Consider the following 26,946-nt stretch of genomic DNA (forward strand, 5'->3'; position numbering starts at 1 on the left):
TCGGCGCGGTTGCTGTGTGCGCGCCGAACACACCCTTGGTGGGGTGGAGAACCAGCGATGTGCGGCTGGTGAGCGCTCCGGGTGTTTCCCGGTCGTTGCAGGTGATTCGGCACCCTCCGGCGAAGGGTTTGGACGGATCTGCCGTCGTTACCGCTCTGTGACCTTTGGGCACATCCGGACAGCGGTCACGCCCGCAAGTACGTTCTCTGAGAGGCCGCTGAGCGTGGTCCATCGAGAAAGGCACTCCCCATGGCATCGACGTCCAGTCGTCCCACGTCCGTCACCGTCGCGTTCGTCATCTGGCTGGTGGTGGTCCTGGCGAACATCCTGCAGGGCATCATCAACCTCACGTCGGGCTCCTCCGCCGACGTCGCTGACAGTGTCGGCACCGCCCCGCTCGTGGGCGGCGCGATCTTCGCGTTCATCCTCGCCGTGATCGAGCTCATCATCGTCTTCAAGATGCGCGACGGCCGCAACTGGGCCCGCATCGTGCTGACGGTCCTCGCGGTCCTGCAGCTCATCGGTGTCGGCGTCGGCGCGGCCTCGGGTGGCAACGCCTTCGGGTTCATCGGTGGCATCGCGGTGCTCATCGCGACGATCCTGATGTACGTCGGCGGCGCGAACGGGTACTTCCGTCGCCACTGAGCGCGCGTGCGTGCGGGTGCGCTCCTGCGTGACGCACACCGGTCGCTGAACGCGACCACCTGACGGACGGGAGGCCCGGTGCCAGCTGGCACCGGGCCTCCCGTCCGTCGTCCGCTCGGGTCAGAACGCCTTGCCCGGGTTCAGGGTCCCCGCCGGGTCGAGCGCGTCCTTGACGGAGCGGTGCATCGCGAGCACACGGTCACCGAGCTCGACGCGCAGGCCCGGCAGCTTCAGCAGCCCGACGCCGTGCTCGCCGGTCACGGTCCCGCCGAGCGCCAGGCAGTCCGCCACGATCTGGTCGAACGCGGTCTTCGCGCGGGCCTTCCCGGCGTCGTCGCCCTCGGGCGCGATGATCAGCGGGTGCAGGTTGCCGTCGCCGGCGTGCGCGATGTTGGCGATCGTGACGTCCTGCGCGTCCGCGGTCACCTGGATCCGCCGGAGCATCTCGGGCACCGCGCTCCGCGGCACGCAGATGTCCTCGGTCAGCACCGGGCCGAGCCGTTCGAGCGCCGGGTAGGCGAGCCGGCGGGCCTGGAACAGCCGGTCGATGTCCCCGGGGTCGGTGGCCCGCTCGACGTCCGTCCCACCGGCCTCGGCGAAGACGTCCGCGACGTGGTCGGCGATTGCGTCCCCGGCGGCACCGCGCTCGTCGACCCGGGCGAGCAGCAGGGTGTCGACGTCCGCCGGCAGCCCGAGGTGCATCCAGTCGTCGACGGCGCGCAGGCAGGTGCGGTCGACGATCTCGAGGGCCGCGGGGATGATCCCCGCCCGCGAGATCGCGGCCACGGCGTCGCCCGCGGCGGTCAGCGAGGGGAAGTACCCGATCACCGCCCGTTCGTCACGGCCGGTCAGGGGGAGCAGCTGCACGGTGACCGACACGACGATGCCGAGCGTGCCCTCGGAACCGACCATCAGCCCCGTGAGGTCGTACCCGGCGACGCCCTTCGCCGTCCGGCGGCCGAGCTCGACCACCGATCCGTCGGCCAGCACGACGGTCATACCGAGGACGTAGTCGCGGGTGACCCCGTACTTGACGCAGCAGATGCCGCCGGCGTTCGTCGCGACGTTGCCGCCGATCGTCGAGATCGCCGAGCTCGCGGGGTCCGGCGGGTACCAGAGGCCGTGCTCGGCGACCGCGGCGCGGAGTGCGTCGTTGATGACGCCGGGTTCGGTGACCGCGTAGCGCTCGTCGGTGTTCACCTCGAGCACCCGGTCCATCCGCTCGAGCGACACGACGATCGAGTCGGCCATCGCGTTGGCGCCGCCGGACAGGCCGGTGCCGGCACCGCGGGGGACGACCCGGAGGCCGGCGGCGGCTGCCCAGCGGACGGCGGTGACGACGTCGTCGGTGCTGCGTGCCAGGACCACGGCGAGCGGTGCCGTGGAGTCGGCCCACTCGGCGTCGTCGTGGCGGTAGCGATCGAGCGACTCCGGGTCGCGGAGGACCTGGTCGGACCCCAGCAGGTGTTCGAGGGCGGTGGCGTCGGCTGCGGTGGCGGATGCGGCGGTGACGGTCATGCGGGGTGGGGGTCCTTCCGGGGCGCGGCGGTGCGGTTCGGGTCCGTCGACGATACGCCGGTCAGTCCAGGCAGAACTCGTTGCCCTCGAGGTCCTGCATGACGATGCACGACTCGTTCACCTGGTCCGCCGTCATCCGACGGACCTGGGTGGCGCCGAGCCCGACCAGTCGGGCGCTCTCGGCGTCGAGGGCCGCGAGCCGTTCGGCACCGGCCATCCCGGTTCCGACCCGGACGTCCAGGTGCACCCGGTTCTTGACCGTCTTGCCCTCGGGGACGCGCTGGAAGAACAGGCGGGGGCCGGCACCGGTCGGGTCGACGCACGCGAAGGCCGAGCCCTGGTGCTCCGGCGGCAGCGACCGGTCGAACGCGTCCCAGTCGGCGAACCCCGGTGGGGGCGGTGGCACCACGTACCCGAGGACCTCGCACCAGAACCGGGCGACACGCTCCGGCTCGGCGCAGTCGAACGTCACCTGGACCTGTCGCACCGTTGCCATGGCGCCGAGGATACGACGATGCACGACCGGCGTCCGCCCGGCGTTCGCCCCGCGTCCGCCCCGCGTCCGCCCGCGTCCGCTCAGCCGAGCTGGGTGGCGGCGGCTCGGAGCTCGGCGAGCGCGGCCGTGGCGTGGTCGGCCAGTCGGTCGTCGTCGGCGCGCCCCACACCCGACCACCGCTCGAAGCCCTGCTTGAAGGCGAGGACACCCATCTCGGCGGCCAGTCGAGCGGGCGCGTCGGGGACACCGCGGCCGACCAGGGCGTCGGTCATGGCCGCGGCCATCCCGACGCTCTTCAGGGCGTCGCGCTCCTGCAGTTCGGCACTGGCGGCGACCGCCGCTCGCAGTCGTGGTCCGAGCTCGCGGTTCAGCGGTCCCATCTCGTCGGAGGCCCGTTCCAGACCCGCGGCGACGGCGTCGAGCGGGGTGGCGTCGGCCGGTGCGTCGGTGATGCCCTCGGCGAGCAGCCGGCTCAGGGTCTCCTGCCCGGCGACGAGCAGTTCGCGCTTGTCCGGGAAGTGCCGGAAGAGCGTGCTCTTGGTGACACCGGCGCGTTCGGTGATCTGCGCGACGGTCGTCTCGTCGTAGCCCTGCTCGGAGAACAGGTCGACCGCGGCCAGGACCAGTCGTTCCCGGGCCCCGGGTTCCCATCGCACCATGGGACGATCATACGCGACGGGACAATTGTCCCATCGCGGGTGTACGGTGACGGTACAAAAGTCCCATCACTTCTGAGGAGCACCCATGCACGTCTTCGTCACCGGCGGCACCGGCACCATCGGCACCGCCGTCGTCACCGAACTCATCACCGCCGGGCACGCCGTCACGGCCCTGGCCCGGTCGGACCGGTCGGCCGCTGCCCTCGTCGCCGCGGGGGCGACCCCCGCCCGCGGTGCACTCACCGACCTCGACGTGCTGCGCGAGGGCGCACGCGCCGCCGACGGGGTCATCAGCCTCGCGTTCTCGAACGACTTCAGTTCGGCGGAGGCGCTCGAGCGGGGGATCGCCGAGGAAGGCGCCGCCATGGCCGCACTCGGCGAGGCACTCGTCGGCACCGACCGCCCGTTCGTCGTCGTCTCCGGCACGCCGTGGGAGCCCGGTCGGGCCTCGGTCGAGACCGACCCGCTCCCGCTCGAGGGGCCGGTCGCGGGTCGAGCCCGATCGGTCCTCGCCGCCCTCGACCTGGCGGCACGGGGCGTTCGGGTCTCGGCGATCCGGCTGCCGCGCACCGTGCACGCGGACGGCACGGGCGGGTTCGCCGGTATCCTGACGGAGACGGCCCGACAGGCAGGGGTGGCGGGCTACCCCGGCGACGGCGAGCAGCGGTGGCCCGCCGTGCACGCCGCGGACGCCGCGGTGCTGTTCCGGCTCGCGCTCGAAGGTGCTCCGGCGGGGACCGTCTGGCACGCGGTCGCCGACGAGGGGGACCGGGTGCGTGACCTGGCCGAGGTCATCGGTCGGCGGCTCGGCCTGCCGGTCGAGCGGGTGGCCGACGAGACGTTCGGCGCGTTCGCGCCGATCTTCGCGATGGACCAGCCGTCGTCGAGTGCCCACACGCGCGAAGCGCTCGGCTGGGTGCCGACGCACCCGAGCCTGCTCGAGGACCTCGAGAACGTGCAGCGCTGAGCATGGCCGCACCGTCAGCGGTGGGCGCACGGTGCGCCGGACGGGAGGCACGGTGCCAGGCCGCCACGGGCCTCCCGTCCGTCGCGCAGCCGCGTCAGTGCTGCTTGCCGCGCAGGCGGCCGATGCCCAGCACGATGCCGACGACGACCATGCCCAGCGCGAGGCCGGCCACGGCCGAGACGGCGGTATCGGCGATCCAGACGACGACGGGGCCTGCGGCCTCGAGTGCGTGCTCGATCACGTGCAGCAGGTCGTACGGTCCGTGCCAGACGGTCTCGGCGAGGTTCGCGATGACCAGGTGTCCGCCGACCCAGAGCATCGCGACCGTGCCGATGACGCTGATGACCCGGAAGACCATCGGCATCGCGCGGACGATGCGGGCACCGATCCGACGGGTGCGGCGGACCGAGTTCTTCATCATCTGCAGGCCGATGTCGTCGACCTTCACGAGCAGTGCCACGGCACCGTAGACGACGGCCGTCATGACCAGACCGATCACGATCAGGGCGCCGAGCGTCGGCCAGAGCCCCAGGTCGGGGTCGAGGCCCGCCAGCGCGATGAGCATGATCTCGGTGCTCAGGATGAGGTCGGTGCGGATGGCGCCGAAGACGAGCTTCGGTTCGGTGACGGCCTCGTCGGACCCGCCCTCGTGGTGCACGCCGAACCACTCGGTGACCTTCTCGGCGCCCTCGAAGCACAGGTACGTGCCGCCGAGCAGCAGCAGCCACGGCAGCACCCCGGGTGCGAAGGCCGTGAGCAGCAAGGCCAGCGGGATGATGATGATGAACTTGTTGAACAGGCTGCCGAGGGCGATGCGCCCGACGACGGGGAGTTCACGAGCGGGCTCGAGGCCCTGCACGTACTGGGGCGTGACGGCGGCGTCGTCGATGACGACCCCGGCGGTCTTCGCGCTGGCCTTGAGGGCTGCGGAGAGGATGTCGTCCACCACGGCGAGCAATCCGACTGACAATGCGTTCTCCACTCGTCTGACCTGTGACCGTGCACAGCGTAGTGGCCGCGGAGCATCCTGAACGCCGGCCGCGGGGCGTCCGTAGGCTCGCGGCATGGCTGACTTCACCGCATCCCAGGCCGCCGTCGTCCGGATCGAGCGTTCCGAGCAGGGGCGCTGGGACCTCTCCGTCATCAGCGACGCCGGTGTCGCGATGGGGCACGGCGTGTACCTGTTCGACGCGGAGCACGACGACGCCGAGGACGAGCAGGCCGCGGCCCTCGACTTCGTGCGCGACTACGGGTTCCGGTTCGAGCGCGACGCGGTGCAGGCCGACGGTCCCGACGCCTTCTGGGCACCGCTGCTGCCGTCCGACCAGCAGTAGGCGCTGCAGCGCGCGGGACTCAGCGAGCGGAGTCCTCGAACCCGATCAGCCAGGTGACCCCGTACGCGTCACGGACGGTGCCGTCCCAGTCGCCCCACGGGCGCTGCTGCAGCGGGTCGATCACCATGCCGCCCTCGGCGAGCTGGTCGAACCACCGACGCAGGACGTCCGGTTCCGCGGCGCCGAGCAGTGAGAAGAGCAGCCCGGTCGCCGAGAACGGGGTGTCGCCCTCGCTCGCGTCCGCGGCGAACAGCTGCAGCTCGCCGGTGAGCTGGCCGTGCGCGACGGCGTCGGCCGGGCCGTCCGTGCGGGAGAAGTCCGCGTAGGTCGCGATCTGCACCTCGCCGCCGAACACCCGCTGCCAGTGCTCGAGGGCCTGCCTGGCGGTGCCGGCGAACTGGAAGTACGGCGCGGGTCCGGTCGTGTGCATGCCCGGAAGGTACTCCGGCGTGCGGCGTGCGGCGTGGGAACCCCGGGCTCGTCAGTCGAGCAGCGCGAGTGCCCGCTCCAGGACGTCCTCCGGACGGCCGTCGCCGTGCAGTGCCCACCAGGTGAGTGCGGCGCTCGCGGCGGCGGCCAGCGTGTGGGCGTGCACGGCGACGGCGAGGTCGTCGGCGGTGACCCCGTCCCGCTCGGCCACGTACCGCAGGATCTCGTCGGTCAGGGCCGTGACCGTGGCGGCGCCGACGTGCTCGAGCGACGGGTTCGCGCGGATGACCCGGAGCCGGTGTCGGGTGACCTCGACGGCGTCGTCCGGGAACGTCGCTCCGATCCGGTAGGCCGCCCGGAGTGCCACCGCCGAGGGTTCGTCGGCCGGCCGTGACCGCAGGGCCTCGCGGAACCGTGCGGCGAACTCGTCGAGACCGCCCCACACCAGCGCCGCCTTGTTCGGGAACAGCCGGAAGAGGGACCGACGGCTCACCCCGGCCGCCGCGGCGACGTCGTCCATCGACACCGCGTCGAAGCCCTGGTCGTCGAACAGCCGGAGTGCGACGAGGGACACGGCGTCGGGGTCGATGGTGCGCGGGCGCCCCGTCGGACGGTCGTTCGTCGAGCTCATGGAGACCTTTCGGCACTGAGTGCTATAACCGGTGTGGCGCAGTGAGCGCCCCGCATCGAGGAGACCACATGACCGACACCACCGCCGGACGGTTCACCGGCAGGACCATCATCGTCACCGGAGCGGGTTCCGGCATCGGACGCGCCACGGCGACACGCATCGCGAACGAGGGCGGGCGGGTCATCGCGACCGACGTCGTGGCCGAACGGCTCGACGCACTCCGCACGGAGCTCGAGGGCTTCGCCGTGGAGACCGTCGTCGGTGACGTCGCCGCGAGCGAGACCATCGACGCACTCATCGCCGCCGCCGGCGACCGGGTGGACGGGCTCGCCAACGTCGCCGGCATCATGGACGCGTTCCTGCCGCCGGACGAGGTCGACGACGCCACCTGGGAGCGTGTCTTCAGCGTCAACGTCACCGGCCCGATGCGCCTGACCCGCGCGGTGCTGCCGCTGATGATCGCCGCCGGCAAGGGGTCGGTCGTGAACGTCGCGTCCGAGGCTGCGTTGAAGGCCTCGGCCGCCGGTGCTGCCTACACCTCGTCGAAGCACGCCATCGCCGGGTACACCAAGAGCGTCGCGTTCTTCCACGGGCCGCAGGGCATCCGGGCGAACGCCGTGGCGCCGGGGGCGGTCGCCACGAACATCGAGGCACCGATGCGCAGCGAGTACGCGGCCCGCCGGGTCGGTCCCATCATGCAGACCACCATCCCGCCGGTCGCCCAGCCCGGGCAGCTCGCCGCCGCCATCACCTGGCTGCTGAGTGACGACTCGGCGAACGTCAACGGTGCGGTGCTGCCGAGCGACGGTGGCTGGTCCGTGGTCTGATGGATTTGCTCAGATACGAGTAGAAATCTACCTGGAGTGGTAGATTTCTACTCGATCTGATCGGACATCTCCATGCAGTTGCAATCTCCCCTCGCGACGGTCACCACCTCCGTGGACGGCGATGTCCTCGCGGTGTTGGCACTGGCCCCCGGACCCCTGACGATCGCGGGAATCTGCAGCCTGGTGCCCGACCGGTCGTACGCCGGGGTCCGGAACAGTGCGGATCGGCTGGTCGAGCAGGGCCTCGTCGACGGGCATCGGACCGGACGGACGAAGTCCTTCACCCTGAACCGAGAGCACCTCGCCGCCGATGCGGTCACCGCGCTGGCCGACCTCCGGCGTGCCCTGCTCGAACGACTCCGCTCCGGCTGTCGGTCGATCCCCCTCCGGTACGCCGCGCTCTTCGGATCCGGGGCCCGCGGTGCGATGCGGCCGGACAGCGATCTCGATCTCTGCTTCGTCGTCACTCGCGGCCGACGCCCGGACGCCGAGGACCAGATCCACGCCTTGTGCCGCGCAGCCGGTCGTTGGACCGGCAACGCCGTGCGGCCGGTCGTCTTCGACGAGGACGAGATCGAGGGCACCGATCCGCTCCTCGCGTCGGTTGCTCGGGACGGGATTCCCATCGCAGGTGACGGTCGTTGGCTGTCCCGGAAGCTCCGTACGCTGAACGGATGACCCCGCGAACCGGCACCACCGCACCGGGCGACGATTCGTTCCGGAGGGGCCGGCTCGCCAAGGCGGCGAAGTTCCTCGACGCCGCTGACGTCCTCCGCGCGTTGGGTGGTGACGGAGGGGTGTTCAGCGCCGGTTCACAGTTCGCGAACGCGTTCGTCACACAGTGCGTTCTCAGCGGCATCGCTGCGGCTGACGCGATCTGCGTGGCTCGGACCGGCAACTACTCGCGATCGGGAGCGCACCACGAGGCGGTGCCCGTGCTCCGCGCAGCTGCCGGGCCAGCGGTCGCGAAGCACCTCGAGGTGCTGTTGGCGGTGAAGACCAAGGCCGAGTACAACGCGAAGTCGGTCAGTGACGGTGACATCGTGCGCGCCGGCGAAGCCGCTGAGGCACTCGAGGCGGCCGCGCGGTCGGTCTGACGCGCTGGTCGAGCGGGCGACCACGACATCGTCGTGCTGCGCGTGCTCCGGTTCGCCCGCCACCGCTCGCGTGATGCACTCGTGTGGCACCGACCGGCGCGGCGGCGTCAGGGCGCCACCACCTGACGGACGGGAGGCCCGTGGCGACGCCGCCACGGGCCTCCCGTCCGCCCTTCGCGCACGTCGACGACGCGCGGTTCCTTCCCATTGCGCGCGCACTGGAAAGTGGAATCGGGCGTACCGGGCAGGAAGTTCCTGCCGGGTACGCCCGATTCGACCAGGTACGCCCGATTCGACCCCGCGCCCCGCTACCCCCGCCTCAGGAGACGAGCGCCGCCATCTCGCGCACGACGGCACGGAGCCGGTCCGCGAGCTCGTCGTTGCTCCGCACGGTCTCGCGGTGCGCCACCTCGCTGAGCGCCGACATCACCAGGGTCACCGCGGTGCGGGCGGTCTGCGCGTCCGTGCGGGTGCCGACGACGCTGAGCAGGGACTGGCGCGACTCGGCCATCCACTGCATCACCATCGAGGACATCTCCGGCCGGAGCACGAGCAGCTCCTTCATGCGGCGGCGGTCCTGCGAGAGCGGGACGGTGGCCGCGACCAGGGCGCACAGGTCGTCGACCAGGGCACCGTCGGCCTCGGCGAACCAGGCTGCTGAGCGCTCCGGGACCTCGACGGAGTCGAGCCCGAGCGCCGCGTGCGCCTTCGACGAGAAGTAGTTGAAGAAGGTGCGGGGTGAGACGTCGGCGTCGGCGCAGATCTGCTCGACCGTGACGCCGTCGAGCCCGTGCGCGGACACCAGCGTGAGCGCTGCGTCGTGCAGTGCCTGCCGGGTCTGCTGCTTCTTCCGTTCACGCAGCGTGCACGGCTCCGTTGCCGCAGCCGCTGCCGGGGTGGTGATCACGTGGACTCCTGGTGGTTTGCAGTGTGTGGGAGGGGCGCCCGCCCGGAAAGGGGGCACGGACGGACGCCCCGGTCGGTCACCGACGGTGCGTCGGCGTGGAGCCGGTCGGCACGGACCCGGTCATCGGGCCCGTGAACGAGCCGGCCTCGGCTGCAGCGGCGCCCGCCTCGGCCTCGAGCTGCGCCTCGGCGGACATGTCGGCCTGCTCCTGCAGGGCGGAACGCTGGCGCAGCGGCGGCACCCGGAAGAACCAGGTCAGCACGAACGCGAGCAGGATGACGCCGAGACCGACCCAGTAGATCGTCACGGACGAGGCGTTGAAGCCCGCCATGAACGGCCGGGTCAGGCGGCTGTCCGCACCGGTCAGGAACGAGGTGTCGTTCGTGCTGGTGGCGCTGTCGCTCGTGGTGTTGCCGTCGTCGATCTTCTTCGCCAACTCCGGGGTGAGCTCGTCGACCCAGTACGAGCGCTGCGAGGCGTTCGACCAGTCGACGGACACGGTGCCGTCCTGCACGCTGGCGTGCGCCTGGTCGGCGACCTGCTCGAGTGCGGACTGCTCGGCGGCCGGCGTGGCCGCGGCGACCTGCTGGTCGATGACGGTCTGCGCTGCTGCGGCGGGCACGGCACCGGCCGCGACCTGCTGCTGTACGGCCGCGGTGACCTGCTCGGTGACCGCGGCGTCGGCGGCCTGCTTCGCCTTGGCCGAGGCTGCGTCGAGCTGCGACTGCACGGTCTTCGTCAGCGGGGTGACGACGGGCGTCCAGATCTTCTCCATGGCGCCCTGGTTCGCCTTCGCGCTGGCGACGGTCGGGTTGAGCGCGGCGTCGAGTGCCGGACCGAGGTCCTTCTGGTTCGCGGTCGCGGTCAGGATGTTCGCCGGCATCACCGAGAACAGGATGGACAGCAGCACGGCGGTGCCGAGCGTGCCACCGATCTGGCGGAAGAACGTGGCGGACGACGTGGCGACGCCCATGTCACGGGCCTCGACGGAGCCCTGCGACGCCAGGGTCAGCGACTGCATGACCGAGCCGAGGCCGAGACCGATGAGGAACATGCCGATCATCAGGAACCAGAGCGGCTTGTCGATCGACATGAAGGTCAGGACGACGTAGCCGGCGGAGACGAGCGCGGTGCCGATGACCGGGAAGATCCGGTACCGGCCGACGCGGGCGACGATCTGACCGCTCGTGATCGAGGCGATCATCAGACCGCCGACGAGCGGCAGGGTCGCGAACCCGGACTCGGTCGGGGTGAGCCCGACGACGATCTGCAGGTAGAGCGGGATCGTGAGCATCGCGCCGAACATCGCGAAGCCGACCAGGAACCCGATGACGGTCGCCATCGAGAACGTGCCCGAGCGGAACAGCTTGAGCGGGATGATCGCCGCGTCGCCCATCTTCGACTCGATGAGCAGCAGACCGATCAGGCCGACGACACCGACGACGTAGCAGGCGATGGCGGCGGGGGAGCCCCAGCCCCAGATGCGGCCCTGTTCGGCGACGAGCAGGAGCGGCACGAGGGTGACGATGACGGCGGTCGCGCCCCACCAGTCGACCTTCGGCTTCGCGTCGCCGGCGCCGTGCACCTTCGGCAGGTGCAGGAACACGATGACCATGAGGAGCGCCGCGACACCGATCGGCACGTTGATCAGGAGCACCCAGCGCCAGCCCGTGATCCACAGGATCTCGGAGGAACCGGCGAGCAGACCACCGATGAGCGGGCCGATCACGGACGAGATGCCGAACACGGCGAGGAAGTACCCCTGGTACTTCGCGCGCTCACGCGGGGCGAGGATGTCGCCCATGATCGCGAGCGGCAGCGACATCAGCGCGCCGGCACCGATGCCCTGCACCGCACGGAAGGCGGCGAGCATGAGCATCGAGGTGGACATCGACGACAGGACGGCCCCGAGTATGAAGACGACGATGCCGAAGATGTACAGCGGGCGGCGGCCGAAGATGTCGGAGAGCTTGCCGTAGATCGGCGTCGCGATCGTCGAGGTGATGAGGTACGCGGTCGTCACCCAGGCCTGCTGGTCGAGCCCGTGCAGGTCGTCGCCGATCGTGCGGATCGCCGTGCCGAACACCGTCTGGCCGAGCGAGGACAGGAACATCCCCGCCATCAGGCCGTAGATCACCAGGAGGATCTGACGGTGGGTCATCAGCGGCTGCTGGCCGGCGCCTCCGGAGGCCGCGGGGGCCTCGGCGGTGTGCCGACCGTGCTGCACCGAGACGGGTGCGGTGGCGGTCATCGAACTCCTTTTTCTGGCTGTGAAACTTTGCAGACCGCGCAACGATACATCTGTTGCTTCCGGCAAGCAACTAAATGTGCCCGCTACGCTGAGCGCGTGACCGACGACCGGCGTGCCGCCGAGCGACTCCTGCGATCCCAGCTCGACCGGCTGTGGGTCCGGCAGACCCTGCGCTCCTCGCTCATCGAGTCCCGGGGCGGCCTCGACCCGACGGCCCGCGTGATCCTGCGGGCCGTCGCCGGGCACGGCCCGGTCCGGGCGACCGCGATCGCCGACGCGACCGGGCTGTCGCGCCCGGTGATCAGCCGCCGGGTCGCCTCGCTGATCGAGGCCGAACACCTGATCGGATCGCCGGACCCCGCGGACGGCCGCGCCACGCTCGTCACGCTCGCCCCCGCCGGCCGACGGCTGCTCGACGAGCTGGACGCCGCCGGCGCCGAGGTGTTCGACGACCTGACGGAGGAGTTCGCCTCGGACGAGCTGCGCTCCCTCGCCGAGATGCTGACGCGACTGAACGACCGGGCGGACGCGGTCCTGGGGATCGGCACCACGCGCTCCTGACGTGACCAGCGGGACGGACGGGAGGCCCGTGGCGGCGCCGCCACGGGCCTCCCGTCCCTGCGGAGCGCGCATTCGAGATACCGTTGGTGGTATGAGCACGGACACCACCCCCACCACTGAGACCCTCGACGACGGGCCCGTGGTGACGTTCGCCGATCTCGGCCTGAGCGACGCTGTGCTCAAGGCCGTCAAGGACATCGGTTACGAGACCCCTTCCGCCATCCAGGAAGCCACCATCCCCACCCTCCTCGCCGGGCGCGACGTCGTCGGCCTGGCACAGACCGGTACCGGCAAGACCGCGGCCTTCGCGCTGCCGATCCTGTCCCGCATGGAGTCCGGCAGCAAGAAGCCCCAGGCGCTCGTGCTGTCCCCGACGCGCGAGCTCGCCCTGCAGGTGTGCGAGGCGTTCGAGCAGTTCGCGTCCCACATGAAGAACGTCCACGTCCTGCCGGTCTACGGCGGCCAGGCGTACGGCGTGCAGCTCTCCGCCCTGCGCCGCGGCGTCGACGTCATCGTCGGCACCCCCGGTCGCATCATGGACCACCTGGCGAAGGGCACGCTCGACCTGTCCGAGCTGAAGTACCTGGTGCTCGACGAGGCCGACGAGATGCTCAAGATGGGCTTCGCCGAGGACGTCGAGACGATCCTCGCCGACACCCCGGACGACAAGCAGGTCGCGCTCTTCTCGGCGACGATGCCCGCGCAGATCCGCCGCATCTCGCAGCAGTACCTGACCGACCCGGCCGAGATCACCGTCAAGACCAAGACGAAGACCGCCGCGAACATCACGCAGCGCTACCTGATGGTCTCGTACCCGCAGAAGGTCGACGCGCTCACCCGCATCCTCGAGGTCGAGGACTTCGAGGGCATGATCATCTTCGTCCGCACCAAGAGCGAGACCGAGACCCTGGCCGAGAAGCTCCGTGCCCGCGGGTACGCCGCCGCCGCGATCAGCGGGGACGTCGCCCAGGCCCAGCGTGAGCGCACGGTCAACCAGCTGAAGTCGGGCAAGCTCGACATCCTGGTCGCCACCGACGTCGCCGCCCGTGGCCTCGACGTCGATCGCATCACGCACGTCGTGAACTTCGACATCCCGGTCGACATCGAGTCCTACGTGCACCGCATCGGTCGTACCGGCCGTGCCGGCCGCTCGGGTGACTCGATCAGCTTCGTCACCCCGCGTGAGCGTCGCCTGCTGTCCGCGATCGAGCGCCACACCAAGCAGCCGCTCACGCAGATGCAGCTGCCGACCATCGACGACGTCAACGAGACGCGCCTGACCCGCTTCGACGACGCGATCACCGCGGCGCTCGAGGACCAGGGCCGGATCGCGGCCTTCCGCGACGTCATCGCGCACTACGTCGAGCACCACGACGTCCCCTCGGACGACGTCGCCGCTGCCCTGGCCGTCGTGGCGCAGGGCGACTCGCCGCTGCTCCTCACCGCCGCCGACGACGCCCTCCGCAGCCAGATGGAGCGCGACGCCCGCCGCAGCGAGCGCGACGAGCGCGGTGCCCGCGACGACCGTGGCGGCCGCAACGACCGCGGCGACCGTGGTGGCGACCGCGACCGTGGTGACCGCGGCGACCGTGGCCCGCGCCGTTCGCAGCCGATGTCCCCGTACCGCATCGAGGTCGGCCGTCGTCACCGCGTCGAGCCGCGCCAGATCGTCGGTGCCCTGGCCAACGAGGGTGGCCTGCGCCGCGACGACTTCGGTGCGATCCAGATCCGTCCGGACTTCTCGATCGTCGAACTGCCGGCCGACATGGACCCCGGTGTGCTCGACCGCCTGACCGACACCCGGATCAGCGGCAAGCTCATCGAGATCCGTGCGGACCGCCGTGGCGGCGGCCGCCGCGACGACCGCGACGACCGTCCGGAGCGCAAGCCGCGCTACTGAGACGCGCCGCGTCCGAGACGCGACCACCTTCTGACGGGAGGCCCGGTGCCAGCTGGCACCGGGCCTCCCGTCAGTCGTCGGTGCGGGTCCCGTGCCCGCGAGACGCCGTCGTGTCGGCTCCACGCCGCCGAGTCGGCGAGACGCCGTCGGATTCAGCGGCGTCTCGGGAACACGACGGCGTCTGCCGGTCCAGCCCTGCGGCATCTTGCGGTGCGGGGAACCGCAGATCCGAACCGCAAGCGTTCCCCTGGGGTCAGCGCGGTGCTGTGATACGTGGAGCCGTGACGCAGGGAGCCGCGGGGAAGGCAGGGGAACCATCGTGTACCGAGCACTCATCACCGCGGTCGCCGCCGCGGCGCTCGTCTTCGGAGGTGCGGTGCCGGCGACGGCGCACACCTCTCCGTCGGTGCCGGGAGCACCGACCGCCGTCCGCGTCACCGGCGACGCGGACAGTGCCACGCTGACGTGGCGCGGCCCGAAGCACGGCGCGAAGGTGACGGGCTGGAAGGTCGCGGTCGCCGCCGTCGCGAACCGCCACGACCGCCAGGTCGACCGACTCCACCCGCGTGCCCGCTCCGACCGCTTCGACGAGCTCTCGCCCGCGACCACGTACCGCTTCTCGGTGCGTGCCCTCGGGCACCGGGGGACCGGACGCACGATCACGCTGCGCTGGACGTCACCGTCGGTGCCCGAGCCGGAGACGACGCAGTCGCTGTTCGCGCTCGACGGCAACGGTGACGTCGTGCGGTTCGCGGACTCCGGCAGCGGTGCGAAGACCGTCGTCGCGACGGACGGCGAAGGCTTCACCGCGAACGCCGACGGTGACGTGTTCACCCCGTCGGCGGACGGCACCGAGATCCTGCGGGACCCGGCCGACGGCAGCGGGGTCTCGATCATCGCGTCCGGCCTGCACCTGACCCCGGACCTGCGTTCCGACGCCGACGGCAACCTGTACTGGGTGGACTCGGTGACCGGTGCGGTGCAGAAGCTGTCGGTCGGCACCTCGACCCCGAAGGTCGTGCTGGACCTGGGTGGCAAGGCCGTCGGGAGCGATCAGCGTTTCTGGACCGTCACCCCGGACGGCAAGGTCGTCGTGCTCGGCGGAACCGTCAGCCAGCCGTACGTCAAGGGCACCGGCATCGCGCCCCGCACGTTCATCGGGCCGACCGGCACGATCGTCGGCTACCCCGCCGGCGTGCTCGCCGACTCGCACGGCAACGTCTACGTCGACATCCGATCGACCGGTGGCGCCGGGTCGTGGGTCTGGTACCAGCTCAAGCCCGGGGCGACCCAACTGACGCAGATCGAACCGCGGTACGCGTTCGAGTACGCCGCCGCGAACGCCGACGGCTTCTCGCTCCTGCAGTCGGCGCAGTTCTGCCCCGCCCCGTCGGAGTACCGGCCGGGCGGGTGCACGATCGACCGCGGCATCCCGGACAAGCTCGTGGTGGGCAGCGGCGGGACGTCGACCGTGCCGGTGACCGGGCTGACCGCCGGGTCGCGTGGCGAGCACCTGGGTGCCGCCTCGGCCGACGGGGACGTGTTCGTCTCCGTCGACAGTGGCCCCTCGGTCGGGCTGTGGAAGGTCCCCGCCGCGGGTGGAGCTGCGCAGCAGCTCGACGCGGCGCAGTACTCGAGGCTGCTGGTGATCTGACCGGCGGTGCGAGGCGGAAGGGGGTGGGACGCAACGGCGCGCCCCACCCCCTTCCGTGTGTGGCGGCGGCGGGTTGTGGCGGTGGCGGTGGCGGTGGCGGTGTCGGCGGCGGTGGTTCAGGCCGCGCCGGCGGCCGTCCGGCGGCACACCTCGTCCCACGGGGTCGGTTCGATGCCGAAGTGCGCCCGGCTCTCGCGGTCGTCGACCACGTACGGCGCGGTCCACTGGTAGGACATCTCGGCCAGCTCGCGGAGCATCGGCGACACGAGCCCGCCGACGCGGAACAGTGACGCGGGCATCCGCCGCACCGGCACCGCAGGCTTCCCCGCCGCGGCGAGCACGTCGGTGAGCGCCTGCCGCTGCGTCCGCGGCGCGTTGCTCGGCACCATCCACGTGCGGCCGTGCGCGCCCTGGTCCTCGGCAGCGGCGACGAGGGTCCGAGCGACGTCGAGCACGTCCGTGAAGGTGTGCGGCAGGTCCGTGCGACCGACCATCGACACCGCTCGTCCGCGCAGCGCCGCCGGCAGCACGCGCGTGACGTGCCCGTTCGCGCCGATCCCGGGGCCGAGGTAGTCCGAGGCGCGGACCTCGACGGCCCGGACACGGCCGGCGTCGTGCACGGCGAGGGCATCCGCCCACAGCGTCGCCCGGAGCACCCCCTTGTGGTCGGTGGCGGCGTCCGGCAGCCCCTCGTGCATCGGCCCGTCGACCGGGCCGTACGGGTACAGGTTCCCGGTGATGGCGTAGGTCGCCCCGGTGCGTTCGGCCGCGGTGAGCAGTGCTGCGGCGAGCGGGGGCCAGGTGCGCTCCCACTGCGTGTAGTCGCCGGGGTTCGCGCAGTTGTAGAGGGTCGCTGCTCCCTCGGTGGCGCGGGAGAGGGCGTCGGCATCGGAGGCGTCGAGCGCGAGGTGCTCGACACCGGCGATGCCCGTGCGACGACCGGAGCGGGAGACGACGGTGACGCGGTCGCCCCGGCCGGTCAACAGCTCCGCGACGTGCCGGCCGACGGGGCCGGCGCCGACGATGAGGTGGTGGTGGGGCATGGTCTCCTGCTTCCTGGTTGATCGCTTGTTGATCGCTTGTTGGTCGTTGCGAGAGCACTGCTCTCGGAATCGAGCATGGCGGTTCGTCGACGCAAAAGCAAGAGCAGTGCTCTCCTTTGTGTGCGCTGCTCTCTCGTGCCAGGATCGTCGGATGGCACCCACCGCCCGAGCACTGGCACGGCAGACGGTCACCGCGGACATCCTGGCCGCGGCACGCACCCGCCTGACCGAAGAGGGTCCGGCCGCCCTCAGCCTGCGTGCCGTCGCCCGTGACGTCGGGATGGTCTCGTCGGCCGTGTACCGGTACTTCCCGAGCCGCGACGACCTGCTGACGGCCCTGCTCATCACCGACTACGACGAACTCGGCGCTGCGGTCGAGGCCGCCGGTGCCGCGGCCGGACCGGCTCCCGGTGCACGCTGGGTCGCGATGTGCCGGGCGATCCGCGACTGGTCGATCGCGCATCCGGGGGACTTCGCGCTGCTGTTCGGTTCGCCCGTGCCCGGCTACGCGGCGCCGCGCGAGACCGTCGTGCCCGCGTCGCGGACGGCGCTGGCGCTGGTGCGCGTGGTCGCGGACGCCGTCGGGTCCGGTGCGCCCGGTACGTCCGGTGCTCCTGGTGCGTCCAGTGCGGCGGGCTCGTCCGTCACGTCGACGCCGGGGGCGGCCGGGAGGCCCGGATCACCCACCGCTCCTCCGGCGGCTCCCGGGGTGGCCGGTCCCGCCGTCGCGGACGGGGTCGCCACCCTGCGCTCGTTCGGCATCACCCTGCCCGACGAGGTCCTGGTCCGCACCCTGATGGCCTGGACGACGGTGTTCGGGACGATCTCGTTCGAGCTCTTCGGGCACTTCGTCGGTTCCGTGTCCGACCCGGCCGCCTACTTCGACCAGGTCATCGTGCGCCTGGCGGATGACCTGGGGTTCACCGCCACGTTCTGACGCGCGTGCTGTCCCCAGATCGGGTGCGCAGCCTGACAGAGCGCCCGCCCGTGCGGTAGACAGGTCGTCACGCCGAGGTCGTGCCCGATGACCGGAGCGGACGACCGGCACGGTGCCCTCCGGGTCAGCTGCCGGACGGAACCACACTCGGGCGTGTGCGACGCGGCCGGGGCCCGCGCGGGGATCAGGAGGAACGCTTGCGACGCAGCACGTCCGGCGACGCCGCGGACGGGGAGACCCGGTGACCGCGCTCGACGTCAGCCGACAGGACCGCCGCCGCCTGAGCACCGGCACCGCCCGCCGACGCCTGGTGGCCGTGCGGACGGTGGCGCTCCTGGCGTCCCTCGCCGGGGTCAACTACATCGTGTGGCGCTGGGCGGCCTCGGTGAACTGGCACTCCTGGTGGATCGCGGTGCCGCTGATCCTCGCCGAGACCTACAGCGTCATCGACTCCCTGCTCTTCGCCCTCGGGGCCTGGCGGCTCCGGGAGCGCGGCGAACCACCGGCGAAGCCGTCCACCGACGTCACCGTCGACGTCTTCATCACGACCTACAACGAGCCGATCGACCTGGTCGAGCGCACCGCCCGGGCCGCGAAGGCGATCACGCACCCGCACACCACCTGGATCCTCGACGACGGCAACCGCCCCGAGATGCGTGCGGCGGCCGACGCGCTCGGCATCGGCGTCATCACCCGCGGCGCCGACTGGGTGGACCGACCCCGGCACGCCAAGGCCGGCAACCTCAACAACGCCCTGCTCGCGACCCAGGGCGAGTTCCTGCTCATCCTCGACGCCGACCAGGTGCCCGATCCGGCGATCCTCGACCGCACCCTCGGCTACTTCAAGGACCCGGAGATGGCGCTCGTGCAGACGCCACAGTGGTTCGAGAACGTGCCGGACGACGACCCCCTCGGCAGCCAGGCGCCGCTGTTCTACGGTCCGATCCAGCAGTCGAAGGACGGCTGGAACGCCGCGTTCTTCTGCGGGTCGAACGCCATCCTGCGACGCGAGGCGCTCATGCAGCTCGGCATCTCGCGCTACGTGGCCGAGGTCGAGGCGTCCGTGCAGCGCACCCTCGCGACTTCGCGCAAGCTCCTCGCCCGCTCCCGTGAGACCGAGACCGACCCGCGCGTGCTCGCCGCCCTCGACGACGCCGAGGCCGTGGTGGACCAGGCGCGCGAACAGGTCCGCGCCGGTGAGCCCCTCGGTGACGTGACGTACGGGTTCCAGCGGGGGATCGACGCCATCGCCTTCCGGTTCGCCGCCGCCGACCTCGAGTCCGTGCGGAACGACCTGCAGGAGCTCGCGGCGATGTCCACCGACGCCAACACCTTCGCTGGTCTCGACGACGCCGCGCTCGACGTGCTCGGCCGGCGCGAGGCCTCACCGGTCGCCGCCATCGAGTCCATCGCGGTGCTCGCCCGTGCCCTCGACGTGAACCGTGACGACGAGGCGCAGCCGATCATGCCGCTGGCGACGATCTCGGTGACCGAGGACATGGCCACGGCGATGCGCCTACACGGCCTCGGCTGGAAGTCGGCGTACCACGACGAGATCCTGGCGAAGGGCCTGGCCCCCGAGGACCTGCCGACGATGCTCGTGCAGCGACTCCGCTGGGCGCAGGGCACCATGCAGGTGTTCTTCCGCGAGAACCCCCTGGTGCAGAAGGGGCTGTCGTGGGGGCAGCGGCTCATGTACTTCTCGACGATGTGGAGCTACCTGTCGGGGTTCGCCGCGATCGTCTACATCGCTGCCCCGGTGCTCTGCCTGTCGTTCGGGGTCATCCCGGTGCAGGCCTACAGCGTCGACTTCTTCGCCCGGCTCATCCCGTTCCTGGTGTGCAACCAGCTGCTGTTCTGGGTGGTGGCCGCCGGCAGACCGACCTGGCGCGGGCAGCAGTACTCGCTCGCCCTGTTCCCGGTCTGGATCGAGTCGGTGACCAGCGCCTTCCAGAACGTCTACCGGGGCAAGCCGCTCGGGTTCCGCGTCACCCCGAAGGTGCGCGACGAGACCGAGCAGAAGCCGCGGTGGGACCTGGTCAAGCCGCAGCTGTACGCCATGGGTGCCCTGGTCGCCGCCCTGGTCATGATCGGCATCCGCTACCTGACCGGCCAGGCCGAGGGGATCGCACCGCTCGTGAACACCGCGTGGGTCGTCTTCGACCTGTTCATCTTCAGCATCGTGATCCGGGCAGTCCGGTACCGCGGCCCGGCCACCCCAGCCCAGTCCGAACACGAGTCGAGCACCGCCGGAGGACCCCTGTGAGCACCGAGACCACGTTCGAGGTCGCCGCGACGCCCGACTCCTTCGACGAGGTGCAGGACCGCTTCGCCGCGTGGTGGGACGGCCTGGGCATCGACGACGTGCGGCTCCGGTTCGCACTCGAGACCGCGTTGGCCGAGGTCGCCGCGAACATCGTCGAGCACACCGTCCGTGCCGACCGGGGGACCGGGCGCCGGTACTCCGTGCGCCTCGAGGCCACCGATCAGGCCCTGACCGCGGTGCTGACCGACAACGGGATGCCCGTCGACATCGACCTGAGTGCCGTGACGATGGCGGACGTCGAGCAGGAGAGCGGCCGCGGGTTGGCGCTCGCCATCGCCGCCCTCGACCGCCTCGAGCACCGGCACGAGACCGGCCACAACGTCTGGACGCTTGCGTGCGACCGGTGAAGCAGCCGGTGGTCCGCGCGGTCGCCCTCCTCGTCGCGATCGCCACGCTCCTGCTCGGTGGTGCGCTGCCGGCGTCGGCTGCGTCCGTGCACCCGGCGGCCGCCGTCCAGCCGGCCGAGGGGTCGACGTGGTTCGGCCCCGACCTCGACTGGGCCAGTGACTCGCCCGAAGGGTACGAGGGACGGCTCGGCGCGACGCCGTCGATGTACGGGGTCTCCGTCGACTACCCGCTCGACCGCACGGCGAAGCAGGAGCTCCTCCGCTCGGCGCGCGCGGCGGCGACCCAGGGCGCGGTGCTCGTCGTGAGCCTCGAACCCGACCGCGAACTGCGGTCGCTCGACACCGCGGACACCCGTGCCGTCAACACCGTGTTCGAGGACCTGCACGACCAGTACGACACCCAGGTACTCGTCCGGTTCGCACCGCAGATGAACGGCACGTGGGTCCGCTGGGGCCAGCAGCCGACGGAGTTCGTCCGGGCGTTCCGGGCGCTCGGGACGACCGTGCACGCGGGCACGTCGGACGCGCTCATGGTCTGGTCGCCGGGGTACGGTGCCGGCTACCCGTTCGGCGAGTCCGCCGGGCGCCTGCGGAACCTGTCCCCGGTCGACGTCGCGAAGGCGGACACGAACGGCGACGGACAGCTCACCGGTGCCGACGACCCGTACGGGCCGTACTGGCCGGGGGCCGAGGCCGTCGACTGGGTCGGGCTCTCGATGTTCTCGTACGGCAAGGGCGACCCGACCGAAGCCGCAGGTCGCGCCGTGCCGCTCACCCGCAGCGGTGAGGTCGAGTCGCGGTTCGACGAGGACTGGGGTTACGACCAGCCGCAGTCGGGCACGTTCTACGACCGGTTCGCGGCGGCCGACGACCGTCCGATGCTGCTCGACACCGGTGCCCTGTACAACCGTGAGCTGCAGGGCGACACCGAGCTCCAGGTCAAGCGGAGCTGGTGGCGGCAGGTGCTCGCCGCCGTGCAGGAGCGTCCGCTGATCCGGGGCATGACCGTGCTCGAGGCGGAGCGACGCGAGCCCGAGGCCGGCAACCGCGTGGCCGACTGGCGGCTCACCGCGGACCCGGACGTCGCGGAGGCCTTCCGCGCCGACCTCGAGCGGTCCGGTGACTTCGCCTTCGGCCCGGTCACCGACCGCGTGACCGTGCAGCAGGGCAACGCCGCGATCTCCCAGGAGTACGAGACCGGCGGCGACCAGATGGCGTGGATCGTCTGGCTGGCCGCCGGCCTGGCGATCGTGTTCCTGCTGAGCGGGGTGTTCGGACGGCTCCTGCCGAGCTGGCGCTACCCCGACGACGGCAAGCCCGGCCGTGACCTGCGCCTCGACCTGTTCCGTGGGTTCATCATCCTCGCCGTGGTGATCACCCACATCGAGATCGGCGGGCCGTACTCGTACCTCACGCTGCACGCCGTCGGGGCGATCACCGGCGCCGAGATGTTCGTGTTCCTGTCCGGCATGGTCCTCGGCATGACGTACCCGTTCGCCGTGAAGAAGTTCGGCGAGTGGGCGGCCGCGATCGGGGCGTGGAAGCGCGCGCGCAAGCAGTACGTCGTCACGCTCGTGGTGATCCTGGTGGTCTTCGCGCTGAGCTTCGTCCCGTTCCTGAACACCGACGCGATCACGACGTTCACCGACCGCGGCACGGGCACCGGCGGCGTCGAGGCCGAGGGCCGGGTCTACGACCTGTACCCGAACGCGATGCAGCTGCTCGCCTACCCGCCGCCCTGGTACGCGATCCGGCAGTTCCTGCTGCTCGAGATGGGGCCGTGGCCGTTCAACATCATGGGCCTGTTCGTGGTGCTGAGCCTGTTCATCCCGGCGTTGATCTGGGTGATCCGCCGCGGGTTCTGGTGGGTGGTCCTCGCCGCCAGCTGGGCGCTGTACGTGTTCCAGGCGCTCAACCCCGACTTCCGTCCGCTGAACTCGCAGTTCGAGGCAGTGTTCCCCCTGTTCACCTGGCAGGTGGTGTTCACCCACGGGCTCGTGCTCGGGTACTACCGGCGGCAGATCGTCGGCGCGCTCACCGGGCGTCTCGGCAAGGTCCTGGTCGGCATCGCCGTCGGCGGGTACGCGGCGTTCCTGGTCTACGTGTGGGCCGGCGACCACTTCGGGTTCACCCCGGTGCCGTTCCCGGCGACGATGTACGAGTCCCTGTACAACACGGCGTACCAGCGGGTGGACCTGCAGTGGGGCCGCCTGGTGGACATCGCGTTCTTCGCGGTCGTGTCCTACGCGATCCTCACGGTGTTCTGGAAGCCCATCGCCGCGGCCATCGGCTGGCTCTGGATCCCGCTCGGGCAGGCGAGCCTGTACGTGTTCGTCTGGCAGGTGTTCTTCGCCCTGGCGATCGCGTCGATCCCCGGTGTGCCGTGGGGCGACTTCTGGATCGGGTTCGTGGTGCACACGGCGCTGATCCTGCTGGCCTGGTACATGGTCCGCAAGAAGTTCCTGTTCTCCGTCATCCCGCGCTGACCGCGTGCACGGATGGTGAGCAGGACGGACGGGAGGCCCGTGGCGGTGTCGCCACGGGCCTCCCGTCCGTCCTGCGGTTGCGTCTCAGGACGTGGGCAGCCGCTCGCGCAGGGCGCCGCGGACCGACTCCCACCCGGCCAGGCGGTCGCGGATCGCGTCGTCCTGCTCGGCGGCCAGGGCGTCCCGGTGCGCCTGTTCGAGCACCTCGTCGATGACGACCCGGCGGCCGCTGCGGGCCGAGGTGATGGCCGCGTCGACCATCGTGAGGCTCATCACGTTGCCGTGCACCTCGCCGTCCGGCACCTCGCCGGAGCGGACCGCCCGGACGAAGGACGCCAGCGACCCGGCGATCTCGTGCCCGACCGACGGCGCCGCGGCAGGGGAACCGGCGGTGCCGTCGAGGTCGCTCGACGGGTCGTGGTCGCCGTCCCAGAGCGCCGTCCCGGCCGCTCCGGAGGCACGCCAGTCGCCGTTCCACGAGGTCTCGGCACCCGGCGCGCACCACGAGCCGTCGTAGACGTAGCGGACGTCGTCCTCGAACGTGAAGACGGCTGCGGCGGCCGCGTCGCCCCGGTACCAGGACCACGACGGGTTCCACGACTCGCAGTACACCGACACCGGGTCGCGTTCGAGCACGTACCGGGCGGAGTCGAAGGCGTGGATGGCCATGTCGAGCAGCAGGACGTCGTCCATCTCCTCGCGGAACCCACCGAAGTGCGGCGCCTTCGCGAACCGGGTGCTCAGCCCGCCCACGGCACCGATGTCACGGACGTGCTGCCGGAACGCGACGAGCTGGTCGTTGTAGCGGCGGGACTGCGACACCATGAACAGCTTGCCGGTGGCCTCGGCGGCGGCGGCGAGCGACAGCGCTTCGGCGACGGTCTGCGCTGCGGGCTTCTCGCCGAGCACGGGGAGCCCGGCACGGAGCGCCTGCAGGGTGACCGGGTGGTGCGCGACCGGCACGGTGATGTCGAGGACGGCCTCGGCACCGGTCTCGGCGGCCAGCACGGTCAGGTCCGTGCCGACCGGGATCGACGGGTCGCCGGCGTGCTCGGCCCCGGCGCGGGCGGCGTCGAGGTCGAGGTCGACGATGCCGACCAGCTCGACCTCGGGGTCTGCGGCGACGGTGGCGAGCCAGGCCCGCCCCATCCCACCGGCGCCGACCTGCAGGACGCGGAGGGGGCTCACGCCTGCGCCCCGTCGCGCTCGGCCACGGGCTCGGCGGTCTCGGGCTCGGGCTCGGTCGCCGGCTCGCTGGCTGCCGGCTCGGCGGTCTCGGGCTCGGCGTCGTCGAACGGGCCGCGGTAGTGCTGCCCGTCGAAGTACTCGCCCAGGTCGTAGCGGCGGAGCGTCGGGATCTCCCGTTCCCGCTCGGGCCGGGCCCACTCGGCGCCGTTCGCGATCACGCGGCGGACGTCCGGGTGGTGGTAGACGGGGAAGTCCTGGTCACCGGGGGAGAAGTAGAAGATCTTCCCGAGGCCGCGGCGGTAGGTCATGCCGCTCCGGAACACCTCGCCGCCCGTGAAGCCCGAGATGAACACGAGCTCGTCGGGGGTCGGGACGTCGAAGTACTCGCCGTACATCTCCTGCTCGGGGATGACGATCGGGTTCGGCACCCCGCGGGTGATCGGGTGCTGCGGGTTGACGGTCCAGACGAGCTCCTGGTCGTGCTCGCTGCGCCAGCGGAGGGTGCAGGTGGTGCCCATCAGCTTGCCGAAGATCTTCGACCAGTGGCCGGAGTGCAGGACGAGCAGCCCCATGCCGGAGAGCACGTGCTTGTGCACGCGGTCGACCACGGCGTCGTCGACGTCCTGGTGTGCGGCGTGCCCCCACCAGGTGAGGACGTCGGTGTTCGCGAGGACCTCGTCGGTGAGGCCGTGCTCGGGCTCCTGCATGGTGGCGGTCCGGACGACGGCCTCGGGCAGGTGCTCGCGGATGCCGTCCGCGATCGCGCCGTGCATGCCGTCGGGGTACCGCTCGGCGACGTGCTGCTCGACCTGTTCGTGGACGTTCTCGCCCCAGACGGTGATGCGGAGCGGGGTGCTGGTCATGGTGTGTGCCTTTCGGGGGTGGTGAGACCCGGTCACTTGACTGCGCCGCCGGTGGCCCCGGCGGCGATGAACTTCTGCGCCACGAGCAGCAGCACGATGGCGGGGATCGAGGCCATCACCGCGGCGGCCATGACGGTCGACCAGTCGGCGGTGAAGGTGCCGATGTAGTTGTAGATGCCGAGCGTGATCGGCCGGACGTCCTCGGTGGTGGTGAGGGTCAGGGCGAACAGGAAGTCGCTCCAGGTGAACAGGAACGTGAACAGCCCGGCGGTGATCAGGGCGTTGGCGCTGATCGGCACGACGACCGAGCGGAAGGCCCGGAAGTTGCCGGCACCGTCGACCTTGGCGGCCTCGATGATCGACGGCGGGATGTTCTGCATGAACGCCCGCATGATCAGGATCGCGAAGGGTACGCCGGCGGTGCTGTCGGCCAGGATCAGCCCCGGCACGGTGTTGAGCAGGCCGAGGTCGTTGTACGCGGCGTACAGGGCGTTCGCGACGACGATGCCCGGGATCATCTGCGAGATGAGGATGCCGAACAGCACCGCGTTGATGCCCTTGACCTTGAACTGGGCGAGCGCGTAGGACGCCGGCGTCGCGATGAGCAGGCTGACGACGACGCTGCCCAGGGCGATCACCAGGCTCGTGACCAGGGCGCCGCCCTGGTCGGCGATGGCCTGCGCGTAACCGCCGAGCTGCGCGTTGATCGGGAACCAGGCGGCCTCGATCGCAGAGCCGGCCGGCTGCAGCGAGATGTTGATCATCCAGTAGACGGGGAACAGCATCACGGCGAGGATCAGGATCCCGACGCCGGACAGCACCCACTGCTTCGCGCTCGTGGGACGGACGGGTCGCCGGGTGCCACGGGTGACCACCGCGCGGGTCCGGAGGACGTCGGTGGTGGACGCTGCGTCAGTCATCGACGGCCTTCCTGTTGAGGCGGAGGTAGACGATCGCGAACAGGGCGGAGATCACGATGAGGATGTTGCTCAGCGCGGCGCCCTGCCCGAAGTCGAACTGCTTGAACGACAGGTCGTAGGACTGGGTCGCGATGGTCTGGGTGGCGTTCGCCGGCCCGCCGTTCGTCAACCCGAGGATGATGTCGAGCACCTTGATCGTGTAGACGACGCCGAGCACGAGCGTGACGCTCACGACGGGTCGCAGCATCGGCCAGGTGATCGCCCAGAAGGCCTTCCACCCGGTCGCGCCGTCGAGTGCCGCTGCCTCGTACAGCTCGGTGGGGATGTCCTGCAGACCGCCGTACAGGATCGTGGTGTTGAACGGGATCCCGATCCAGATGTTCACCGCGATGACGGTGATGAGCGCCACGGCGGGACTCGTCAGCCACGGGACCGACGGGACGCCGAAGGTGCCGAGGAACTGGTTGACGACGCCCGAGTCCTGGTCGAGCATCCACTTCCAGACCGCGCTCGAGACGATGAGCGGCAGCAGCCAGGGCAGCAGGAGCAGTGATCGCAGGAGACCGGACAGCGGGAAGTTCCGGCGGAAGAACAGGGCGAGCAGCAGGCCGAGGACGAACTGGCCGACGATCGACCCGATCGTGAACAGCGCCGTGTTGAGCATCGCCGTGCCGAACAGCTGGGACGACACGACCGAGGCGTAGTTCGCCAGGCCGACCCACGGCGCTTCGCCCGTGTAGAACGTCGACGTCGTGTACGCCTGGAAGCTCATGACGATGTTCTTGACCACCGGGTAGCCGAAGAACAGCAGCAGGAACAGGACGGCCGGCAGCAGGAACAGCAGCTGCGCGATCCGTTCGAAGCGCAGCGAGCGGCCCGGGCGGGGCCGCCGGGACGGAGCGGGTGCTCCGTCCCCGGCGGCCCGCCGTGGGGCGACGGGGGTCGCGGTGCTCGTCATGC

General features: G+C 71.1%; 26 protein-coding genes. 13 read left to right on the forward strand and 13 right to left on the reverse strand.

The features are described from left to right. Positions 1–249 precede the first annotated feature (249 nt). The gene (locus DEJ06_RS15910) at positions 250–645 is read left to right on the forward strand and encodes a hypothetical protein (RefSeq protein WP_071405987.1); all 396 of its coding nucleotides are present in this window, start codon (positions 250–252) and stop codon (positions 643–645) included. Positions 646–765: 120 nt separating this feature from the next. Here the strand turns inward: DEJ06_RS15910 and DEJ06_RS15915 are convergent, their stop codons facing one another. The 3 genes from DEJ06_RS15915 to DEJ06_RS15925 all read right to left on the reverse strand — a co-directional run bounded on the left by DEJ06_RS15915 (position 766) and on the right by DEJ06_RS15925 (position 3,318). After that, positions 766–2,163: an FAD-binding oxidoreductase gene (locus DEJ06_RS15915; RefSeq protein WP_111039957.1), complete on the reverse strand. Its 1,398-nt coding sequence runs from the start codon at positions 2,161–2,163 to the stop codon at positions 766–768. A gap of 61 nt (positions 2,164–2,224) precedes the next feature. Then, on the reverse strand, positions 2,225–2,659 hold the full coding sequence (locus tag DEJ06_RS15920; protein ID WP_111039958.1) for a VOC family protein: 435 nt from the start codon (positions 2,657–2,659) through the stop codon (positions 2,225–2,227). Between the two features lie 80 nt (positions 2,660–2,739). Next, entirely contained in the window at positions 2,740–3,318 is a 579-nt protein-coding gene (locus DEJ06_RS15925) for a TetR/AcrR family transcriptional regulator (RefSeq protein WP_111039959.1), read from the reverse strand. 85 nt (positions 3,319–3,403) lie between these two features. On the opposite strand from DEJ06_RS15925, the gene DEJ06_RS15930 reads away from it, so the two are divergent. After that, positions 3,404–4,285 (forward strand): SDR family oxidoreductase, encoded by an 882-nt coding sequence (locus tag DEJ06_RS15930; protein WP_111039960.1) that lies wholly within the window; start codon positions 3,404–3,406, stop codon positions 4,283–4,285. Between the two features lie 94 nt (positions 4,286–4,379). Here DEJ06_RS15930 and DEJ06_RS15935 read toward each other — a convergent pair whose 3' ends face one another. Beyond that, positions 4,380–5,255, reverse strand: coding sequence for a DUF808 domain-containing protein (locus DEJ06_RS15935; protein WP_071405237.1), 876 nt, complete (start codon positions 5,253–5,255; stop codon positions 4,380–4,382). A gap of 94 nt (positions 5,256–5,349) precedes the next feature. Between DEJ06_RS15935 and DEJ06_RS15940 the strand changes: the two genes are divergently transcribed. Further along, complete coding sequence (locus tag DEJ06_RS15940) at positions 5,350–5,619, forward strand: hypothetical protein (RefSeq protein WP_111033636.1); 270 nt, start codon at positions 5,350–5,352, stop codon at positions 5,617–5,619. Positions 5,620–5,638: 19 nt separating this feature from the next. Here DEJ06_RS15940 and DEJ06_RS15945 read toward each other — a convergent pair whose 3' ends face one another. After that, positions 5,639–6,049 carry a VOC family protein gene (locus DEJ06_RS15945; RefSeq protein ID WP_111039961.1) on the reverse strand — a complete coding sequence of 137 codons (411 nt, stop codon included), beginning with the start codon at positions 6,047–6,049 and terminating at the stop codon, positions 5,639–5,641. Positions 6,050–6,100: 51 nt separating this feature from the next. Next, positions 6,101–6,679, reverse strand: coding sequence for a TetR family transcriptional regulator (locus tag DEJ06_RS15950; RefSeq protein ID WP_111039962.1), 579 nt, complete (start codon positions 6,677–6,679; stop codon positions 6,101–6,103). A 68-nt stretch (positions 6,680–6,747) separates the two neighbouring features. Between DEJ06_RS15950 and DEJ06_RS15955 the strand changes: the two genes are divergently transcribed. From DEJ06_RS15955 to DEJ06_RS15965, 3 genes are all read left to right on the forward strand, one after another. After that, complete coding sequence (locus DEJ06_RS15955; protein ID WP_111039963.1) at positions 6,748–7,506, forward strand: SDR family NAD(P)-dependent oxidoreductase; 759 nt, start codon at positions 6,748–6,750, stop codon at positions 7,504–7,506. 72 nt (positions 7,507–7,578) lie between these two features. Continuing rightward, the gene (locus tag DEJ06_RS15960; RefSeq protein ID WP_111039964.1) at positions 7,579–8,184 is read left to right on the forward strand and encodes a nucleotidyltransferase domain-containing protein; all 606 of its coding nucleotides are present in this window, start codon (positions 7,579–7,581) and stop codon (positions 8,182–8,184) included. Then, positions 8,181–8,603 carry a hypothetical protein gene (locus DEJ06_RS15965; protein ID WP_111039965.1) on the forward strand — a complete coding sequence of 141 codons (423 nt, stop codon included), beginning with the start codon at positions 8,181–8,183 and terminating at the stop codon, positions 8,601–8,603. Before DEJ06_RS15960 ends, DEJ06_RS15965 begins: the two co-directional genes overlap by 4 nt. A gap of 319 nt (positions 8,604–8,922) precedes the next feature. Here DEJ06_RS15965 and DEJ06_RS15970 read toward each other — a convergent pair whose 3' ends face one another. Next, positions 8,923–9,510, reverse strand: coding sequence for a TetR/AcrR family transcriptional regulator (locus DEJ06_RS15970; protein ID WP_051596480.1), 588 nt, complete (start codon positions 9,508–9,510; stop codon positions 8,923–8,925). Positions 9,511–9,586: 76 nt separating this feature from the next. After that, entirely contained in the window at positions 9,587–11,761 is a 2,175-nt protein-coding gene (locus DEJ06_RS15975; RefSeq protein WP_111039966.1) for an MDR family MFS transporter, read from the reverse strand. A 96-nt stretch (positions 11,762–11,857) separates the two neighbouring features. Here DEJ06_RS15975 and DEJ06_RS18415 point away from each other — a divergent pair, with 96 nt between their 5' ends. The 3 genes from DEJ06_RS18415 to DEJ06_RS15990 all read left to right on the forward strand — a co-directional run bounded on the left by DEJ06_RS18415 (position 11,858) and on the right by DEJ06_RS15990 (position 15,876). Further along, positions 11,858–12,322: a MarR family winged helix-turn-helix transcriptional regulator gene (locus DEJ06_RS18415; protein ID WP_163343313.1), complete on the forward strand. Its 465-nt coding sequence runs from the start codon at positions 11,858–11,860 to the stop codon at positions 12,320–12,322. Positions 12,323–12,413: 91 nt separating this feature from the next. After that, positions 12,414–14,222 carry a DEAD/DEAH box helicase gene (locus tag DEJ06_RS15985; RefSeq protein WP_071245939.1) on the forward strand — a complete coding sequence of 603 codons (1,809 nt, stop codon included), beginning with the start codon at positions 12,414–12,416 and terminating at the stop codon, positions 14,220–14,222. A gap of 319 nt (positions 14,223–14,541) precedes the next feature. Then, a complete protein-coding gene (locus DEJ06_RS15990; protein WP_146245889.1) occupies positions 14,542–15,876 on the forward strand; it encodes a fibronectin type III domain-containing protein in 1,335 nt (444 codons plus the stop codon). A 116-nt stretch (positions 15,877–15,992) separates the two neighbouring features. Here the strand turns inward: DEJ06_RS15990 and DEJ06_RS15995 are convergent, their stop codons facing one another. Then, positions 15,993–16,919 (reverse strand): NAD-dependent epimerase/dehydratase family protein, encoded by a 927-nt coding sequence (locus tag DEJ06_RS15995; protein ID WP_111039968.1) that lies wholly within the window; start codon positions 16,917–16,919, stop codon positions 15,993–15,995. 151 nt (positions 16,920–17,070) lie between these two features. On the opposite strand from DEJ06_RS15995, the gene DEJ06_RS16000 reads away from it, so the two are divergent. The 4 genes from DEJ06_RS16000 to opgC all read left to right on the forward strand — a co-directional run bounded on the left by DEJ06_RS16000 (position 17,071) and on the right by opgC (position 23,015). Next, positions 17,071–17,856 (forward strand): WHG domain-containing protein, encoded by a 786-nt coding sequence (locus tag DEJ06_RS16000; protein ID WP_111039969.1) that lies wholly within the window; start codon positions 17,071–17,073, stop codon positions 17,854–17,856. A 310-nt stretch (positions 17,857–18,166) separates the two neighbouring features. Further along, entirely contained in the window at positions 18,167–20,122 is a 1,956-nt protein-coding gene (locus DEJ06_RS16005; RefSeq protein ID WP_258372526.1) for a glycosyltransferase, read from the forward strand. Then, on the forward strand, positions 20,119–20,529 hold the full coding sequence (locus DEJ06_RS16010) for an ATP-binding protein (protein ID WP_111039970.1): 411 nt from the start codon (positions 20,119–20,121) through the stop codon (positions 20,527–20,529). Before DEJ06_RS16005 ends, DEJ06_RS16010 begins: the two co-directional genes overlap by 4 nt. Beyond that, positions 20,526–23,015: an OpgC domain-containing protein gene (gene opgC, locus DEJ06_RS16015; RefSeq protein ID WP_146245891.1), complete on the forward strand. Its 2,490-nt coding sequence runs from the start codon at positions 20,526–20,528 to the stop codon at positions 23,013–23,015. The genes DEJ06_RS16010 and opgC overlap by 4 nt, the downstream gene beginning before the upstream one ends. A gap of 84 nt (positions 23,016–23,099) precedes the next feature. Here the strand turns inward: opgC and DEJ06_RS16020 are convergent, their stop codons facing one another. Genes DEJ06_RS16020 through DEJ06_RS16035 form a run of 4 tightly spaced genes read right to left on the reverse strand, consistent with a single transcriptional unit; the run spans position 23,100 to position 26,944 of the window. Beyond that, complete coding sequence (locus DEJ06_RS16020) at positions 23,100–24,203, reverse strand: Gfo/Idh/MocA family protein (protein ID WP_111039972.1); 1,104 nt, start codon at positions 24,201–24,203, stop codon at positions 23,100–23,102. Further along, on the reverse strand, positions 24,200–25,066 hold the full coding sequence (locus DEJ06_RS16025) for a ThuA domain-containing protein (RefSeq protein ID WP_111039973.1): 867 nt from the start codon (positions 25,064–25,066) through the stop codon (positions 24,200–24,202). The genes DEJ06_RS16020 and DEJ06_RS16025 overlap by 4 nt, the downstream gene beginning before the upstream one ends. Before the next feature lie 32 nt (positions 25,067–25,098). Continuing rightward, entirely contained in the window at positions 25,099–25,986 is an 888-nt protein-coding gene (locus DEJ06_RS16030; protein ID WP_111039974.1) for a carbohydrate ABC transporter permease, read from the reverse strand. Further along, the gene (locus DEJ06_RS16035) at positions 25,979–26,944 is read right to left on the reverse strand and encodes a carbohydrate ABC transporter permease (protein WP_111039975.1); all 966 of its coding nucleotides are present in this window, start codon (positions 26,942–26,944) and stop codon (positions 25,979–25,981) included. Before DEJ06_RS16035 ends, DEJ06_RS16030 begins: the two co-directional genes overlap by 8 nt. Between the last annotated feature and the right edge of the window lie 2 nt (positions 26,945–26,946).

The sequence above is a fragment of the Curtobacterium sp. MCLR17_051 genome (assembly GCF_003234395.1).
GTDB classification, from domain to species: Bacteria; Actinomycetota; Actinomycetes; order Actinomycetales; family Microbacteriaceae; genus Curtobacterium; species Curtobacterium flaccumfaciens.

Bases quoted from the DNA above. Each gene is read 5' to 3' on its own strand.
- DEJ06_RS15910 (WP_071405987.1), top strand. From the start codon at position 250: ATGGCATCGACGTCCAGTCGTCCCACGTCCGTCACCGTCGCGTTCGTC.
- DEJ06_RS15915 (WP_111039957.1), bottom strand. From the start codon at position 2,163: ATGACCGTCACCGCCGCATCCGCCACCGCAGCCGACGCCACCGCCCTC.
- DEJ06_RS15920 (WP_111039958.1), bottom strand. From the start codon at position 2,659: ATGGCAACGGTGCGACAGGTCCAGGTGACGTTCGACTGCGCCGAGCCG.
- DEJ06_RS15925 (WP_111039959.1), bottom strand. From the start codon at position 3,318: ATGGTGCGATGGGAACCCGGGGCCCGGGAACGACTGGTCCTGGCCGCG.
- DEJ06_RS15930 (WP_111039960.1), top strand. From the start codon at position 3,404: ATGCACGTCTTCGTCACCGGCGGCACCGGCACCATCGGCACCGCCGTC.
- DEJ06_RS15940 (WP_111033636.1), top strand. From the start codon at position 5,350: ATGGCTGACTTCACCGCATCCCAGGCCGCCGTCGTCCGGATCGAGCGT.
- DEJ06_RS15945 (WP_111039961.1), bottom strand. From the start codon at position 6,049: ATGCACACGACCGGACCCGCGCCGTACTTCCAGTTCGCCGGCACCGCC.
- DEJ06_RS15950 (WP_111039962.1), bottom strand. From the start codon at position 6,679: ATGAGCTCGACGAACGACCGTCCGACGGGGCGCCCGCGCACCATCGAC.
- DEJ06_RS15955 (WP_111039963.1), top strand. From the start codon at position 6,748: ATGACCGACACCACCGCCGGACGGTTCACCGGCAGGACCATCATCGTC.
- DEJ06_RS15960 (WP_111039964.1), top strand. From the start codon at position 7,579: ATGCAGTTGCAATCTCCCCTCGCGACGGTCACCACCTCCGTGGACGGC.
- DEJ06_RS15965 (WP_111039965.1), top strand. From the start codon at position 8,181: ATGACCCCGCGAACCGGCACCACCGCACCGGGCGACGATTCGTTCCGG.
- DEJ06_RS15975 (WP_111039966.1), bottom strand. From the start codon at position 11,761: ATGACCGCCACCGCACCCGTCTCGGTGCAGCACGGTCGGCACACCGCC.
- DEJ06_RS15985 (WP_071245939.1), top strand. From the start codon at position 12,414: ATGAGCACGGACACCACCCCCACCACTGAGACCCTCGACGACGGGCCC.
- DEJ06_RS15995 (WP_111039968.1), bottom strand. From the start codon at position 16,919: ATGCCCCACCACCACCTCATCGTCGGCGCCGGCCCCGTCGGCCGGCAC.
- DEJ06_RS16000 (WP_111039969.1), top strand. From the start codon at position 17,071: ATGGCACCCACCGCCCGAGCACTGGCACGGCAGACGGTCACCGCGGAC.
- DEJ06_RS16025 (WP_111039973.1), bottom strand. From the start codon at position 25,066: ATGACCAGCACCCCGCTCCGCATCACCGTCTGGGGCGAGAACGTCCAC.
- DEJ06_RS16030 (WP_111039974.1), bottom strand. From the start codon at position 25,986: ATGACTGACGCAGCGTCCACCACCGACGTCCTCCGGACCCGCGCGGTG.
- DEJ06_RS16035 (WP_111039975.1), bottom strand. From the start codon at position 26,944: ATGACGAGCACCGCGACCCCCGTCGCCCCACGGCGGGCCGCCGGGGAC.